We start from the raw sequence: 16,130 nt of genomic DNA on the forward strand, positions 1-16,130 counted from the left end.
GGTTGAAGGCGATGGGTTCGGCCAATGAACTGCTCACCGCAGCCCGCTGGCGCGGCGCGGCCATCGATCATCTGGCGGCGGCGGAGCTGGGGCCGCTCGCGCCCTCGCAGACGCACTGGGAAGGCCCTGAGCTGTTCCTGACGCCGCGCGCGGCCAACGCCCTGTCGCTGGCGCTGCACGAGCTCGCCGCCAATGCGGTGAAGTTCGGCGCACTCTCCACCGACATCGGCAGGGTGGACCTGCGCTGGAGCAAGGCCCGCGACGGCGGCTTCGAGCTGACCTGGATCGAGACCGGCGGCCCGCGCGTGTCAGCGCCCACCCACCGCGGTTTCGGCTCGACCCTGCTGAGCCAGGTCACCGGCCGTGAGCTGAACGGCGACACCACCGTCGAATACCGCCCGTCCGGCGTCACCGCGCGGCTGCGCGCCGGGCCGGCGGCGATCGTCGATCGACCGGACACCGTTCCCGAGGCGCCTGCGTCCCGGCCGCTGGAATCCGACCACGGCGGCGGCGCGGTCGACCTGCGTGGCGCCCGCGTGCTGATCGTCGAGGACGCCGTGCTGCTGGCGCTCGAGTTGGAAACGGGCCTCGCCGAGGCCGGGGCGACGATCGTCGGACCCGCCTACGAGCTCGAGGAGGCGCTGGCCCTGCTGGACCAGCCGATAGACGCCGCGGTGCTGGACGCCAATCTGAACGGTCGATCGGTCACCCCGGTGGCCGAGGCCCTGGCGGCGCGGGGCACGCCGTTCGTGTTCGCCACCGGCTATGGCGACGCCGGCGGCGGCCCGCAGGGTTTCGACGCGCCGATCATCCGCAAGCCGTACGACGTGACCCAGGTCGCCGCGGCGGTCGCCGAGCTGCTCCGCAAGTCCTGAGCCTTTACGCCGAGGCGCGCGCCGCGTTACCCCTTGGGGATGGACGCCTACATCTTTCCGCCGCCGCCGATCACCGCCGTGCCGGTGCTGGGCGAATCCTCGACCTTTCCCATCCGCCGGGTGATCTGCGTCGGGCGCAACTACGCCGCCCACGTGCGCGAGATGGGGGCCGACGAACGCGACCCGCCGTTCTTCTTCGCGAAGCCGGCGGACGCGGTGGTGTTCGCCGATGCGGTGGCCTATCCGCAGGCGACCTCGGACCTGCATCATGAGATCGAGCTGGTCGCGGCGCTGTCGGGTGGCGGGGTCGACCTGACACCCGGCCAGGCGCTGGACCTGGTCTACGGCTACGCGGTCGGCGTCGATCTCACCCGCCGCGACCTGCAGAACGAGGCCAAGGCCCAGGCGAGGCCGTGGGACAGCTCCAAGGGCTTTGACGCTTCGGGACCGATCTCGTCGATCCGTCCCTGGATGGGGCCGCCGCCCCAGGGGCGCATCAGTCTGGCGGTGAACGGTCAGGTCCGCCAGGACGGCCGGGTCGCCGACATGATCTGGAATGTCGCCGAGGTGATCGCCGAGGCGTCGCGCCTGTGGCGGCTGGAACCCGGCGACCTGATCTTCACCGGCACGCCGGAAGGCGTCGGCCCCGTCTCGCGCGGCGACCGGGTGTCGGGCGAGGTCGAAGGCGTCGGCGCGCTGGCGTTCACCTTGATCTGACTGCTGCACTGCAGCAACGGGGTTGCGGCGCGCGCCGGCTGGACGTATGGCGCGGGACGATGCTCAAACACCTCCTCGAAAACAACCGCGCCTGGTCGCAGCGCAAGATCGCCGGCGACCCCAGCTATTTCGCCCGCCTGGTCGGCCAGCAGGCGCCCGAATACCTGTGGATCGGCTGCTCCGACAGCCGCGTCCCGGCCAACGAGATCGTCGACCTCGATCCGGGCGAGCTGTTCGTCCACCGCAACGTCGCCAATCTCGCGCCGCCACAGGACGCCAACTACCTGTCGGTGCTGCAGTTCGCCGTCGACGTGATCAAGGTGAAGCACATCATGGTCGTCGGCCACTACGGTTGCGGCGGCGTGGCGGCGGCCGTCGACGGCCAGCGCCGCGGCCTGGTCGATCACTGGCTGCATCCGATCCGCGAGGTGCACCACGAACACCGCCACGAGTTGGAGGCGATCGGCGACGACACCGAACGGCTGAACCGGCTGTGCGAGCTGAACGTCATCCGCCAGGTGCGCAACGTCGCCTCCGACGTGTTCGTCCAGGACGCCTGGGCGCGAGGCCAGGAGCTGACGGTCCACGGTTGGGTGTATTCGCTGAGCACCGGACTGGTGAACGATCTGGACGTCAGCGTCGCCGACCCCGCGGAACTGGCGAGGCTGGGCTAGGCCTCATCCCTTGATCCGCACCCGCGCGCGGGCCTTGCGTCCGTCGGGATCGACCACCATCAGCCGATAGAACCCCGGTCCGGCCGGGCGCCACAGTACGCGCCCGCTGGTCGGGTCGGACGACAGCGGACGGCCGTCCACGAACCAGGCGAGGCCTGATCCGCTGGCCGCGAGCGCGAGACCACGCGAACCCGGCCCGAACCCCGCCACCTGCACTGTCGCCCCGTCTGGCGGGAAGATCAGCTTTGGCCCCTGCGCCGGCTGCTCCAGGCGCGCCAGCGAGGTCGGGGCCGAGGGCGGGGCGATCGGCCGGGGCGCCGCGGGCGGCGCATCAATCAGGTCCGCGGCCTCGAACAGCATCGGCAGGGCGGCGTCGCGCCCGGTGAGCCCGCCGCGTGCGCCGCCGTCGGCGCGTCCCGTCCAGACCACCACCGCGTAGCGGCCGATTACACCGGCCGCCAGGGCGTCGCGGAATCCGTACGAGGTGCCGGTCTTGAACGCCATCAGCGGCCGCCCCCGGGCCAGCGCCGTGGGGCTGGCCCCGGCCGGCGGCGGGGTCTCGCGCAGGATGTCCAGCACCTGGGCGGCGGCCTCGGCGCGCACCAGCCTGCGGCCGCCCTCATGGCGACGGCGGTCGGCGTCGACCTGCGTCCACGCCAACGGCTTGGCGAGCCCGCCGTCACCCAGGGCCGCATAGAGCACCGCAAGATCGCGCAGGCTGATCCCCACGCCGCCCAGCGCCAGCGCCAGGCCGGCGTCGCGGGTCGCCAGCTTCGGGCGCACCAGCTTGACGCCGACGGCGGTCATCCGCCCTTCGAACGCGGCGGGGCCCAGGCGCTCCAGCGTCTCGACCGCCGGCATGTTCAGCGAATGGGTCAGCGCCTCGCGCACCGTCACCTTGTCGTGGAACACACGGTCGAAGTTCTCCGGCTGATAGTCGGCGAAGCGTCGTGGCGCATCGTCCATGCGGGTGTCGGGCGCGGCCAGGCCGTCGTCGAAGGCGAAGGCGTAGATGAATGGCTTCAGCGCCGAGCCGGGCGACCGATAGGCCCGCGTCATGTCGATCCAGCCGCCGGGGCGGTCCAGCCCGCCGGAGCCGACCGCGGCGCGCACCGCGCGGCCGTCTATCTCCACCACGAGGATGGCCGCGGTCGCCTCCGGCCCCTGGGCGCGGGCGGTGGAGGCGGCCAGCGTCTCCAGCCGCGCCTGCAACGCCGGGTCGATGGTCGAGACCACAGAGGCCTGGGACGCGCGGGCCTGGCGGGCCAGTTCGCCGGCGGCATGCCAGGCCAAGGCCGGGAACGGGCTGCGCCTGGGCAGGTGCTCGTCCTGCGCCTCGGCCGCGGCGCTCTCGGTGATGCGGCGCGCGCGGATCATCTTGTCTAGCACCCGACCGCGGGCGGCGCGGGCTGCGTCGGGGCGGCGGTCCGGACGCCGTGCCTCGGGCGCCTGGGGCAGGGCGATCAACAGCGCCTGCTCGCCGTCGGTGAGCGTCTCCGGCTCATGTCCGAAGTAGGCGAGGCTGGCGGCGCGCACACCCTCGAGATTGCCGCCGTAGGGCGCCAGCGTCAGATAGAGGCCGAGGATCTGCTTCTTCGAAAAGCGCGCCTCGAGTTGAACCGCGCGCCACATCTCGATGAGTTTGGCCAGCGGCGTGCGTGGCCTGGGCTCCAGCAGGCGTGCGGTCTGCATGGTGAGCGTCGAGGCGCCCGACACCACGCGCCCGTGGGCGGCGCTGGACGCCGCGGCGCGGACCACGGCGATCGGGTCGACGCCGGGGTGAAGCCAGAAGCGCGCATCCTCCACGGCGATCAGCCGAGCCAGGAAGCCAGGATCGGTGCGCGCCAGATCGGCGCGGATGCGCCAGCGGCCGTTCTCCACCGGCAGGGCGCGCAGCCAGCCGCCGTGCCGGTCTAGCACCACGGGCGAAGAGCGTTCGCCGCGCGCCAGGTTCGGCGGAAACGCCGTGTCGGCGGCGAACAGCAGGCCCTGCGCCGCCATCACGCCGAGCAGGGCCCGCGTCAGCGCGCGCGCGCCGCGCACGGGCCCTAGAGCCCCGGCGCGATCGCCGTGCGGCCGGCCTCGGTGCGCGCGTTGAAGCTCGGACGGTACATATCGCGGGCTTGGGCCCCCGGCAGCAGGAAGTCGCCCGGCGTCACGGCCCGCGCCACATAGGCGAAGGCGAAGCTGGATTTGCCCGGAAGGTCCATGGCCGCCACGTACCGGTCGTCGCGTGACTCCTGCACATCGGCCCCTGACAGTTCGCCCAGGAACTTGAAAGGCCCGCTCTGCGCGTCGTCGGCGCCGAGGACCGTCTCGATCTCGAAGCCTGCGGGCAGGGGATCGTCGACCACCAGGGCGGACGAGCGCGCCTGCGTCGAGCGACCGGCGATCAACACGATCACCCGCTCGCCCTGGCGCAATGTCGCAGGATCGGCGGGAGAGCCGTCGAGGCGCAGCAGGCGCTTGGACAGCGACAGGCCGTTGGCCTCGGCTGCGGGCGGCGCGATCGGCGTGCCGGCGACAGTCACCGTACGCCAAAGCGCGCCGGCGCCGGCGTTGACGAACCGCGCGTCGGCCAGCTTGCCCACCGACCAGCGTGGCGCGCCGCCCGCGGCGCTGAGCGGATTTGCGCCCTGGGCCTCGATGCGGATGCGTCCGGCCGCCTTGAGCATGGCGTTCGCGGCTTGCAGCAGGCGAGCCTGTTCCTGGGTGTTCAGCGCGTCAGGGTCCTTCACCGCGCCGTCGAGGCGACCCTGGAGGCTGCGGGCGAGTTCCGGCTCGCCGGCCTCGTAGGAGAGGCTGATCACCGCGGCCAGGTCGCGCAGCGGGCTCTGATACCAGTCGCTGTCCTCGCGGTAGCCCAGGGAACGGGCGGCCTGGCGCAGGGCGGAACGGGCCCGCGCCTTGTCGCCCATCATGGCGAGACCCGCACCCACCTGCGCCTTGGCGATCGGCGAATCCTCGGTCTTCATCTGCACGTCGTGCCACCAGCGCAAGCGCGCGAGGTCGCCGCGTCCCGCCTTGGCCAGCACGTAGAGGGCGTAGGCCGAGGCGCGGGAGCGCATCGCCGCCGTCGCCTTGCGCGAGGCTTCGGGCGATCCGGCCCACCACTCCGGATACTCGAGGCGGTAGGAGACCGACGAGAAGCCCTCGGGGCGCGAGATCTGGCGCATGGCGGCCAGCGCGCGATCGAGGGCGGCCTGCGGCACCGGCGCGCCGGCGCGTTTCGCCTCGACCAGGAAGTCGGTGGCGTAGGCGCCGAGCCAACCATCCGCCTCGCCGTCGCCGACCCGCCACAGGCCAAAGGCGCCGTCGAGGGTCTGGCGGTCGAGCAGCTTGCCCACTGCGGCGTTCAGGCCGTTCGAGGCGCGCAGCACCTTCGGATCGTTGGCCGTCTGACCCGCGTAGAGCAGTGGGTAGGCGCCCGACACGAGCTGTTCGGTGCAGCCGTATGGATAGCGGTTCAGCGCATTGGCCAAGGGCGCGGGGTCGAAGCCGCGGAACGGCGAGTAGCTGACCTGTAGCGTCGCATCGCCAGCCGCCAGGCCCCCCAGCAGCGCCGAGGCTGGGGTGAACGCCTCGCCGGGCTTCTGCAGGGCGTAGGTGGTGCGGGTGATCGGACTCCAGCCCAATCGGGTCTGGATCGGGTAGTCGCGCGCCGAACTGAAGCCCGGACCTGTGACCTTGAACCCGATCTCGCCGATCCCGGCCCGGTTAGGCGCGTTGAACGGAATCCGCTCGGCGATCCGCTGGCCGAGCGCCAGCTGGAAGGCCTTGCGGAACGGAGCGAGGACGCCGCCCTTCGAGGTCATCTCGGCGACATAGGCGCCGACACGGCCTTCGAGATTGTGCAGCTCCAGGGTCGCGAAGGCGCGGTCGCCGGGCGCCAGGAAGCGCGGCAGGGCGAGGTCGCTGACCACGGCCTCACGCACGGTCAACGGTTTGGAGGCGCCGCCGACGGCCTCGTCGGTCCAGGCCACCGCCATCAGCCGCAGCTCGCCGTTGAAGTCGGGCGCCGGCAGGCGGATCACCGCCTTGCCGTCGCGGCCGGTCTCCACCAGCCCCGACCACATGGCCACGGTGCGGATCGGGGTGACGGTCAGGCCTTCGCCGCCGATCTCGTCGGCCCCGAAGTTCACGTTGGCGGGCGCGCCCAGGTTCGGGTCCAGCAGCCGGCCGTAGTCGTCACGGTAGTCGAGCGTCAGCGCCCGCTTGCCGAAGTACCATTTGACCGGATCAGGGCTCTCGAAGCGGGTGAGCGCGAGGATGCCCTCGTCGACGGCGGCGAGCGTCACGCGGGCGCGGCCGGCGAAGCCGGCGCCCTTGATGGTGATCGGCACCTCCAGCGCCTGTTTGGCGTCGATCTTGGCCGGCGTCCCCAGCTCCACCGTCAGCTTGCGGTTCTTCGGGTCGAGCGGCACGTAGACCAGCCCCAACGCCCGCTTCGGCTTGGGCGAGGCGACCGGATCGCGCGGCTGGATGACGCTGACCAGCACATAGGCGCCGCCGCCCCAGGCGGCGTTGGTCTTCAGGCGCACGGTCGCGCCGTCGGCGCCCACCGTCACGGTCTTGAAGTCGATCAGCCGGTCGGTGGCCACCGCCACCTGGGCCTCGCCGGCATAGGGCGGCTTCAGGGTGATCTCGACGGTGTCGCCTTGCGCATAGGCCTTCACGCCGGCGCTGACGCGCACGAAGTCGGGCGCCTCGACGTCCTTGGCGGGCGCGCCCCAGCCGGAGGCGAAGCGCACGATGCTCTTGGCGCCTTCTGCGCTGGTCAGCTCCAGACGATAATCGCCCCAGCCGAGGCGGCGCGAGACACGGGCCGGCTGGGCGGCGCCGACGTTCAGGGTTCCGCGCTGGACGACCACGTCGCGACTGGTGCGCCGCCACTGCCAGCGGCCGTCCTGCTGGAACCAGTCGTAGTCCCAGTTCTCGGCGACCAGCGAATAGGACACGCCGGACTGGGCGATGCGCCGGCCTGTGCGGTCGGCGGCGATGACGTCGAAACTGACGGTGGGATCGCCGCGGCCCGAGGCTTCGCCCTGGTCGACCTTGACGCCCAGATAGACCGGTTGCGTGCGGACCTTCAGCGAGACCGCCTCGCGCACTGGCCGGCCGCCGGGCTCGAACACCGAGGCGGTGAAGGCGGCGATCAGCGGCTGGGTGGTGTCGCTGGCCTCTTCAGAGGACAGGTTCAGCACCGCGCGGCCTTCGGCGTCGGTGACCGTCTCGCCGAGCGCGATGAACTTCTCGGCGAACGGCTCGCGCTGGTCGCCCCACTGGTAGTCCGCGAACTGCGGGAACGGGTCGGTGTCGACCTTGAGGCGCGCTTCGCCCTGGGTCTGCAGGCCGGCGCCGGGCGCGCCGTAGAGGAAGCGTGCGGCGACCTCGACGGCGCGGGTTTCGCCTGCGCCGATCGGGACCGCGTCCTGGCCGGTGACCGTGACGCCAAGGCGTTGGGGTGCGAAGTCCTCGACCGCGAAGGCGAAGCTGCCGACCGGGTTCTCCAGCCCGTCGATCTCGACGCTGACATTCCAGCGGCCGCGCGGCGCGGCCTTGGGCAGGGCGATGTCGGCGGCGGCCGCACCCAACGGCGTGCGCTCGAAGCGGAAGCGCCTGTACTCCACGCCAGAGGGTCGCTTGACGATGATCACGCCGGCGCGGTCCTTGACCGCACGCGCCTCGCGGTCGCGCAGCAGGGCGTTCAGGTGGACGGTTTCGCCTGGGCGGTAGATGCCGCGGTCGGCGTAGACGAAGCCGTCGACGGCGGTGGCCGCCGCGCGGCCCGGCTCGGCGTCGGTGCGTCCGCCGATCCCCTGTTTCGACAGGTCCACCGGCGCGCGTTCCAGGTCCAGCACGGCCAAGTCGCCCTGGGCGCCGTAGGCCATCACCATCTTGGCGTCGCCCGCGCCTTCGCCCTCCAGCAGGGGGCGGTCGAAGCGCACACGGCCGACGGAATCGGTCTTGGCCTCGGCGAGGGTCTCGCCGTTGCGCGCCACCAGCGCCACCTTGAGGCCTGGCAGGATCTTCGCGGTCTGCAGGGAGCGGACGACCACGTCCAGCCCTTCGGAACCGTCGTAGGCCGACAACGCCATGTCGGTGAAGATCACCCAACGGCGGGCCTGGGCCGGCGGATTGGGATCGTAGCCGTCATCCTCGTCGCCTTCGCCGGCCTTCAGCGAGCGCCCGCCCGAGGCGTCGCGCGCCTTGATCACATAGCCGCCGGGCTGCATCTCCTTGAGCACCGCGCCCAGGGGGAAGACGGTGGTGGCGCGCTGACCCGCCTGGCTGGCGACGTCAATCTCGCCCTTCCAGACGCGTCGGCCTTCGCCGTCGGGGCTGTCGTCGCCATAGTCGCCTGGATAGTCGCCTTCGCTGGTGGGGTCGGGGGCGCTGATCGACTTGCGCACCAGGTTGCGATCGGCGACGCGCCAGACCTCGATCGCCAGGCGGCTGACGTTGACTGTCTCGATGCCGATACCGTCCGACTGTTCGCGGGGCAGGATCACGCCTTCGCCGGCGAAGCCCACGAACGGCGGCTTCTCGCCGAAGGTGAAGTCGACATCGGCGTTGGCGGCCAGGGTCTCGCCGCCGCGGCCGGGCAAGCCCTTGAGCAGGGTGATGCGGCGATCGGTGAAACCGAGGCCGGCGACACACAGCTCCGCGCCCTTCACCGACACCGCTGGCTGGGCGCCCAGGTCGGGAGAGACCAGCACGAAGTCGGCGTAGGGCTTGGCGGGGTCCAGCGGACGGGTGAGTTCGACGCAGGCCAGCGGCTGGGCCTGGGCGGTGTCGATGCGCGAGCGCCACACCGCAAAGCCTTCGGGCTTGGGCACGCCGCGACGGGCGGCCTTGACGCCGCGGGGCTTGCCGAAAAGCGACCAGCCGGAGGCGCCGGGCTCGGCGCTTGCGGGCGCCTTGGCGAACAGGTCGCCGTCGGCGACCTTGGCGGTGAGGAAGCCACCGCCGAACGACGCCAGCACCACGCCAGCGGCGGCCAGGACGGCGCCGCGCGCGCCCAGCCGACGCCACCACGCAGCGCGCCGCTCAGGTTGCGCCGCCGCAGGCGATTGCGGGGTTTCGTCGCCCGTGCTCATCCGATGATCCCCGACATTCCAGCCGGATGGGATGGCAAAGCCACGCTGTCGTCAATCGCCCCCGCTGCGCCTTTCGGGTGCGATCAGCGCAGGGCGAGCGTCAGCGACTTCACCTGTAGATAATCGTCGATCCCGTAGGCCGATCCCTCGCGCCCATAGCCTGACTGCTTGACCCCGCCGAACGGGTTCGCGGGGTTGGAGACGAGGCCGGTGTTGACCCCGACGATGCCCGCATCGATGGCGCGGCCGACCCGCATGGCGCGGTTCAGGCTCTCCGAAAACACGAAGGCCGCCAGGCCGAACTCGCTGGCGTTGGCCCGCGCCACCGCCTCATCGTCGTCGCGGAAGCTGAACACCGGGCACACGGGCCCGAAGGTCTCCTCGCAGGTGAACAGCGCGTCGTCCGCGCCGGCGATCACCGTCGGCTGGAAGAAGCGCCCGCCCAGGTCATGCCGCGCGCCGCCGGTCAGCACTCGGCCGCCGTCGGCAAGGGCTTTCGCCACGTGGGTCTCGACCTTCTCCACCGCCTTGGCGTCGATCAACGGGCCGATCTCCACGCCGGGCTCGAACGGCTTGCCGACCTTGAGCGCCGCGACGCGCTCGGTGAGCCGTTCCAGGAAGGCGTCGTGGATGCTCTCGTGGACATAGATGCGGTTGGGGCAGACGCAGGTCTGACCGGCCCCCCGGAATTTGCCGGCGACGGTTCCCGCCACCGCCAGCTCCAGGTCGGCGTCGTCCAGCACCAGAAGGGGCGCCGCGCCGCCCAACTCCATGGACAACCGCTTCAGGGTCGGCGCGCACTGGCCGGCGAGCAGGCGGCCGACCTCGGTGGATCCGGTGAACGACAGCTTGCGGATCGCCGCTGATCCAGTGAGACGCGCGCCCACAACGCTTTGCGCGCCGCTGACCACCGAGAAGCAGCCCGGCGGCAGGCCGGCTTCCAACGCCAGGGCGGCCAGCGCCAGGGCGGTGAATGGCGTCGCGGAGGCCGGCTTCAGGACCAGGGTGCAGCCGGCGCAGAAGGCCGCCGCGGCCTTGCGGGTCATCATCGCGGCCGGGAAGTTCCACGGCGTGATCGCGGCCACCGGCCCGACCGGCTCGCGGAACGCCAGGATCAGGTCCTGTGCATTGCCGCTGTCGATCGCGCGACCGTCCAGGTGTTCGGCGATGCCGGCGAACCAGGTGATGAAGGCGTTGGCGTAGCGGACCTCGCCCACCGCTTCGGCGAACGGCTTGCCATTCTCCAACGAGATCAGCGCCCCAAGCGCCTGTTCGTTGGCGGTGATCAGCGCCGCCCAGCGCGTCAGGAACTCGCCGCGCTCCCGAGCCTTGCGCCGCGACCATTCGGGAAAGGCGTCGGCCGCCGCGGCGATGGCCTCGTCCACCTGATCCGCCGTCAACGATGGGACGTGGCCGAGGATGGTCTGCTCGGACGGGTCCTCGACCGCGATCGCGCCATCGCCGGCCGAGATCCAGGCGCCGTCCACCAGCGCAGCTTCGCGGATCAGTTTGCGCGCTGCGCCCTTCAGGTCGTCTGGGGAAGTCGGCGGTGTCATGGGGAAACCTTTTGTTGGCGGGTCGCCTCCACCGAACGCGCGAGGCCTCGAAACGGCTGTCGGGTTTCCGACAGAAGAATTTAAGTCTCACATTCTAAAGCGAAATTTACCCTGTCTATGGGCCGTTCGTTTACCGCGTCGAGGTTAGGATCGCCCCGAAACAGGATCGGGGATTGGGCGTGGGCCAGCGAATCCAAGCGATATTGCGTCTTGCCGCCGCACTGGGCGGGCGCAGTCGGTTGAAGGACGGAATGCGCGACGAGCGCGGCGTGGTGGCGATCATCTTCGCCCTGGCCGTCGTCGTGCTCGCGCCGATGATCCTGGGCCTGTTCGACGTCTACACAGCCACAGAACAGCGCGCGAAGCTGCAAGATGCGGTCGACGCCGCCGCGCTCTACGCCGCGCGTTCGTCGGCCCAGACCGACGCCGAGATCAACACCCTGGCCGGCAAGGCGCTCCTCGCCAACCTCCACCTGGTGCGCGGCTCGACCCTGACGTCGTCCGACTTCCACCTGACCGACAACAACACCAAGGTGGTCGGCAGCGCGTCGGTCACGCCGGTGGCGCTCGCCCCCGGGTTCTGGTCGCCGCACCCGGTCAGCGTCAACACTGAGGTGATCCGTTCATCGAAGAACGTCGAGGTCGCCCTGGTGCTCGACATCACCGGCTCGATGTCCGGGACCAAGATCTCCGACCTGCGGACCGCCGCCCAGAGCCTCGTGGACATCGTCGTGCGCACCCAGCAGACGCCGTTCTATTCGAAGGTCGCGGTGGTGCCGTGGTCGATGGGGGTCAATCCCGGGACCTATGGCGACGCCGCCCGTGGCGCTGTCGTCGGCACCAAGGCGGTCACCGCCTACTCGAGCTGGTATTCGGGGACGCAGAAGACGATCAGCGGCGCCACGCGCGCAAGTCCGGTCGTCGTCACGGCCACCAGCCACGGGTTCGCCAACGGCAACACTGTGCTGATCACCGGCGTCAGCGGCATGACCCAGATCAACGGCACGCCGTACGTGGTCGCCAACAAGACCACGAACACCTTCCAGCTCCAGGGCATCAATGGCTCGGCGTTCACCGCCTATTCGTCCGGCGGCAAGGTGACGAAGTGCGTGCGCACCGACTGCAGCGCGCAGTTCACCTCGACGGCCCATGGCTATAACGTCAACGACTATATCTATATCAACAACCCGAGCGGCACCGCGCTGCGCGATATAGTCGGCATCGTGCGGAGCAAGGCGGCGAATACCTTCAACCTGTTCTTCGCGAGCGGGCCAACTGCCGCCTACGCCTCTGGCACCACGGCCTACTGCACGACCTACGGCTGCGAGTACATGCGCTTCACCAATGGCGACTCGACGGCGGTGAAGATTTTCCAGAAGACCAGCTGCGTCAGCGAGCGCTTCCTGGCCAACGTCAATACGGATGTGGCGCCCAGCACGACGCCGGTCGGCTTCAACTACGCGGCGGACGGCGACAACCTGGTGGCCGGGACCACGGTCAACACGCCCAACCCGTGCATCAGCCACACGATCATTCCGCTGTCGTCGGACAGGACCGCCATCAAGGCCGCGATCGGCTTGCTCGACGATGGCGGCTCCACCGCCGGCCAGACGGGCGTGGCGTGGGGCTGGTACATGGTCTCGCCGACCTTCGGCGCGATCTTCCCGGCCGCCAGCCGGCCCGCGGCCTACAACTCGCCCGACACCATGAAGGCGGTCGTGGTGATGACCGACGGCGCGCTGAACACCACCTACTGCAACGGCGTGATCGCCCAGGACTCGCTGTCCGGCAGCGGCAGCATCAAGGATCACATCAACTGCAACGGCAATAACGGCAGCACCTTCACCCAGGCCGCGGCGCTGTGTGAGAACATGAAGACCGCCAATATCGTGGTCTACACCGTGGGCTTCCAGATCACCGGCGACACCACGGCGACCAACTTCGTCAACGGCTGCGCCACCGATCCCGACCACGTCTACCTGCCGACCAGCGGCACGGCGTTGAAGGATGCGTTCAAGGCGATCGGCGCCGACATCAACAGCCTGCGGCTATCGCACTAGGCTAGAGCAACTTGATCTCCCGCAGGCGCTCCTTGAGGAAGTCGTCTGCGGTGATCGGCTGCGGATAGCGGTCGGGTCGGTCTGGCCCCACGCAGCCGGCCAGGGTGACGATCTCGTAGTCCGGGTTGAAGTGCAGGAAGAACGGCGTCGAGTAGCGCGCCACGCCTCGCCGTTCCGGCGCTGGATTGACCACCCGGTGGGTGGTCGACGGCAGGCGATGGTTGCTCAGCCGCTGCAGCATGTCGCCGATGTTGCAGACCAGCGAGCCCTCCGGCGGATTGATCGGCAGCCAGTGCCCGTCGCGATCCAGCACCTCCAGGCCCGCCTCCTCGGCGCCCAGCAGCAAGGTGATGACGTTAATGTCCTCGTGGGCGCCGGCCCGAACGTGCGGGCCGTCGAAGGCGACCGGCGGGTAGTGCAGCAGCCGCAGGATGGAGTTGCCCTCGGACACCGTGGCCGCGAAGAACCCTCGTTCCAGCCCCAGGTAGACGGCGATGGCCTCGAGGATCCGGGCGCCCATGGCGTCCAGCGCGCCGTAGAGCCAGGTCATCTCTTCCCGGAAGTCAGCCGGCGCTTCGGGCCAGACGTTCTCCGGCATCTGGGCGGCGTAGCGATGGCCGGTCGGCAGGTTGCGGCCGACGTGCCAGAATTCCTTCAGGTCGTGGTGGGCGGCGCCCTTGGCCGTCTCGATGCCGAACGCTGTGTAGCCGCGCTGTCCGCCGGCCCCTGTGATGTATCGGCGCTTCACGTCCTCGGGCATGGCGAAGAAGGCCTTGATCGCGCCCAGCGCCGCATCGAGCCGCGCGGCCGGCAGCTCGTGGTCGGCCACCACGGCGAAGCCATAGCGCTCGAACGACGCGCCCAGCGACTGGCTGAAACGCTCGAAGTCGCGGTCGAAGTCCGCAAAGGACACCGGGACGATGGCGGGGGAGGGCACGGGCTTGCTCCTAAACGGTCGGCTTTCCGGCGTCCTCGGCGACGCGTTCGTCTTCGGCCACCTGGCTCATCTCGGCGCGCAGCAGCTGGTCCATGGTCTCGCGCGACGCACGGGTTGCGAGGATGAAGCGCTCCTCCTCGCCATAGATCGGCGCGAGCTGATCGAACAGCGTGCGGTCGTGCTGGCGGAATAAGGTCGCCGCGCGGGTGGCGCGGTAGTCGCTCAGGCCCAGGCGCTTGAGCGCGCGGCGGCCCATCGAAAGGCCGCCTTCGAAGGTCTCGCGCTCCACCTCGTGGGCGCCCTTGCTGAGCAGCTCGTAGGCGTGGCGGCGATCCCAGGCGCGGGCCAGCACGGTCAGATGCGGAAAAGCCTGGCGGGCGATCTCCACCATCTCCAGCGCCTTGTCGCGGTCGTCGATCGCCACCACCAGCAGCCTGGCCTTTTCGGCGCCGGCGGTGCGCAGCAGGTCCAGGCGGCTGGCGTCGCCGTAGTGAACCTCCATGCCGAAGCGGCGCAGGGTGTCGATCTGCTCGATGCTGGCGTCCAGTGTCACGGTGCGGAAATCGTTGGCGATCAGCAGACGGGCCGTGACCTGCCCGAACCGGCCGAACCCGGCGATGATCGCGTCCGGCGCGCCGTCGTCGTAGGGCGTGTCCTCGGGCTCGGCGAGGCCGGCGCCGGGATGTTTCAGCACCCAGCGCTCGAACGCCGCCATGGCCAACGGCGTGCAAGCCATCGACAGGGCGACGACGGCGGTGAGCAGCTTGGCCTGCTCCGCGCCCAGCACGCCGGCGCCCAGTGCGAAGCCGAAGAGCACGAAGGCGAACTCTCCGCCCTGGGCCAGCGCCACGGCGGTCGCCGCAGCGTCGCGGGGCGACAGGCGCGCGGCCCGCGCCGCGGCGAACATCACCAGCACCTTCAGCAACATCAGGCCGCCGACCAGGGCCAATAGCAGCAGCGGCTGGGCGGCGACCATGGCGAAGTCCAGCCCCGCGCCCACGGTGATGAAGAACAGGCCCAGCAACAGGCCGCGGAACGGCTCGATGTCGGTCTCGAGCTCGCGGCGGAATTCGCTCTCGGCCAGCAGCACGCCGGCCAGGAAGGCTCCCAGGGCTGGCGACAGGCCGACAAGCTGCATCAGGGCGGCGACCGCCACGACCAGCAGTAGGGCCGAGGCGGTGAAGATCTCGCGCAGCCTGGCCGCGGCGATGAACCGGAACATCGGCCGGGTCAGATAGCGACCGCCGACGACCACGACGCCGACAGCGGCCATCACCGCCAGCGCGCCGACCCAGCCCGGCAGGCCGTCGAGCAGCGCCGAGCCGTGGCCCGAGGCCTCCGTGTGGCCGACGCCCGAGCCCAGCAACGGCAGCAGGGCGAACAGCGGGATGACCGCCAAGTCCTGGAACAGCAGCACGCCGAACGCCGCCTCGCCGATCGCGCCCTGGCGCAGGCCTTTCTCTTCCAGACTCTGCAGGACGATGGCGGTGGACGACAGGGCCAGGATCAGGCCGGCGGCGAGCGCCGTGCGTCCGTCCAGCCCCATCGCCATGCCGGCCGCGGCCAGCACCGCAGCGGTCCCGACGAGCTGCGCGCCGCCGAGGCCGAAGATCGCGCCGCGCATGCGCCACAGCAGCGCGGGACGCACCTCCAGCCCAATCAGGAACAGCAGGATGACCACCCCGAACTCGGCGACGCGCATGACGTCGCCGGCCTCGCCGACCAGGTTCAGCGCATAGGGGCCGATCGCCGCGCCGGCGACCAGATAGCCAAGCACCGAGCCCAGGCCCAACCGCTTGGCGATCGGCACCGAGATCACGCCGGCGGCGAGATAGACCAGCGCCTGCAGCAGGATCGAATGCTGATCCATTCAGGCGCCGTTCCGGCGAGCGTTGGTGGTCAAGGTTTGCACCATGCGTGGATTATGGACGTTCGCTCCAGGATTCGCGCGGGGCAATTCATGGCTGCAGGCTTGCAAATGCTGCGGCGCCGCGTAACACGGCTACATGGCCAGAAAGCTCTATAAGGACGCCGCCGAAGCGCTGGACGGGCTGCTTTTCGACGGCATGACGATCATGTCGGGAGGCTTCGGCCTCAGCGGCATCCCCGAGAACCTGATCGCGGCGATCCGCGCCTCGGGCGTCAAGAACCTCACCGTGATCTCCAACAACAGCGGCGTCGACGGCTTCGGCCTGGGCCTGCTGCTGGAGA

At 70.4% G+C, this 16,130-nt stretch carries 9 protein-coding genes and 1 pseudogene; 5 read left to right on the forward strand and 5 right to left on the reverse strand.

Going from position 1 to position 16,130, the window contains the following annotated elements; all coding sequences use genetic code 11:
• From Q8R27_RS06090 to Q8R27_RS06100, 3 genes and pseudogenes are all read left to right on the forward strand, one after another.
• A pseudogene (locus Q8R27_RS06090) lies at nt 1-875 on the forward strand (hypothetical protein); the annotation flags it as partial.
• 39 nt (nt 876-914) lie between these two features.
• Complete coding sequence (locus Q8R27_RS06095) at nt 915-1,592, forward strand: fumarylacetoacetate hydrolase family protein (protein ID WP_305698171.1); 678 nt, start codon at nt 915-917, stop codon at nt 1,590-1,592.
• A 59-nt stretch (nt 1,593-1,651) separates the two neighbouring features.
• Nucleotides 1,652-2,266 carry a carbonic anhydrase gene (locus Q8R27_RS06100; RefSeq protein ID WP_305698172.1) on the forward strand — a complete coding sequence of 205 codons (615 nt, stop codon included), beginning with the start codon at nt 1,652-1,654 and terminating at the stop codon, nt 2,264-2,266.
• 3 nt (nt 2,267-2,269) lie between these two features.
• Here Q8R27_RS06100 and pbpC read toward each other — a convergent pair whose 3' ends face one another.
• From pbpC to Q8R27_RS06115, 3 genes are all read right to left on the reverse strand, one after another.
• Entirely contained in the window at nt 2,270-4,267 is a 1,998-nt protein-coding gene (pbpC, locus tag Q8R27_RS06105) for a penicillin-binding protein 1C (protein ID WP_305698179.1), read from the reverse strand.
• Between the two features lie 47 nt (nt 4,268-4,314).
• On the reverse strand, nt 4,315-9,366 hold the full coding sequence (locus Q8R27_RS06110) for an alpha-2-macroglobulin (RefSeq protein ID WP_305698173.1): 5,052 nt from the start codon (nt 9,364-9,366) through the stop codon (nt 4,315-4,317).
• A gap of 83 nt (nt 9,367-9,449) precedes the next feature.
• Nucleotides 9,450-10,922: an NAD-dependent succinate-semialdehyde dehydrogenase gene (locus Q8R27_RS06115; protein ID WP_305698174.1), complete on the reverse strand. Its 1,473-nt coding sequence runs from the start codon at nt 10,920-10,922 to the stop codon at nt 9,450-9,452.
• 251 nt (nt 10,923-11,173) lie between these two features.
• Here Q8R27_RS06115 and Q8R27_RS06120 point away from each other — a divergent pair, with 251 nt between their 5' ends.
• On the forward strand, nt 11,174-12,982 hold the full coding sequence (locus tag Q8R27_RS06120; RefSeq protein WP_305698175.1) for a TadE/TadG family type IV pilus assembly protein: 1,809 nt from the start codon (nt 11,174-11,176) through the stop codon (nt 12,980-12,982).
• Between the two features lies 1 nt (nt 12,983).
• Here the strand turns inward: Q8R27_RS06120 and Q8R27_RS06125 are convergent, their stop codons facing one another.
• A complete protein-coding gene (locus Q8R27_RS06125; RefSeq protein ID WP_305698176.1) occupies nt 12,984-13,919 on the reverse strand; it encodes an isopenicillin N synthase family oxygenase in 936 nt (311 codons plus the stop codon).
• A 10-nt stretch (nt 13,920-13,929) separates the two neighbouring features.
• Complete coding sequence (locus Q8R27_RS06130; protein ID WP_305698177.1) at nt 13,930-15,789, reverse strand: monovalent cation:proton antiporter-2 (CPA2) family protein; 1,860 nt, start codon at nt 15,787-15,789, stop codon at nt 13,930-13,932.
• 136 nt (nt 15,790-15,925) lie between these two features.
• On the opposite strand from Q8R27_RS06130, the gene Q8R27_RS06135 reads away from it, so the two are divergent.
• Nucleotides 15,926-16,130 (forward strand): CoA-transferase (locus Q8R27_RS06135; protein WP_305698178.1); only part of this gene is annotated, 205 nt, incomplete at its 3' end.

It is taken from the genome of Phenylobacterium sp. (genome assembly GCF_030697305.1).
Classification (GTDB): domain Bacteria; phylum Pseudomonadota; class Alphaproteobacteria; order Caulobacterales; family Caulobacteraceae; genus Phenylobacterium.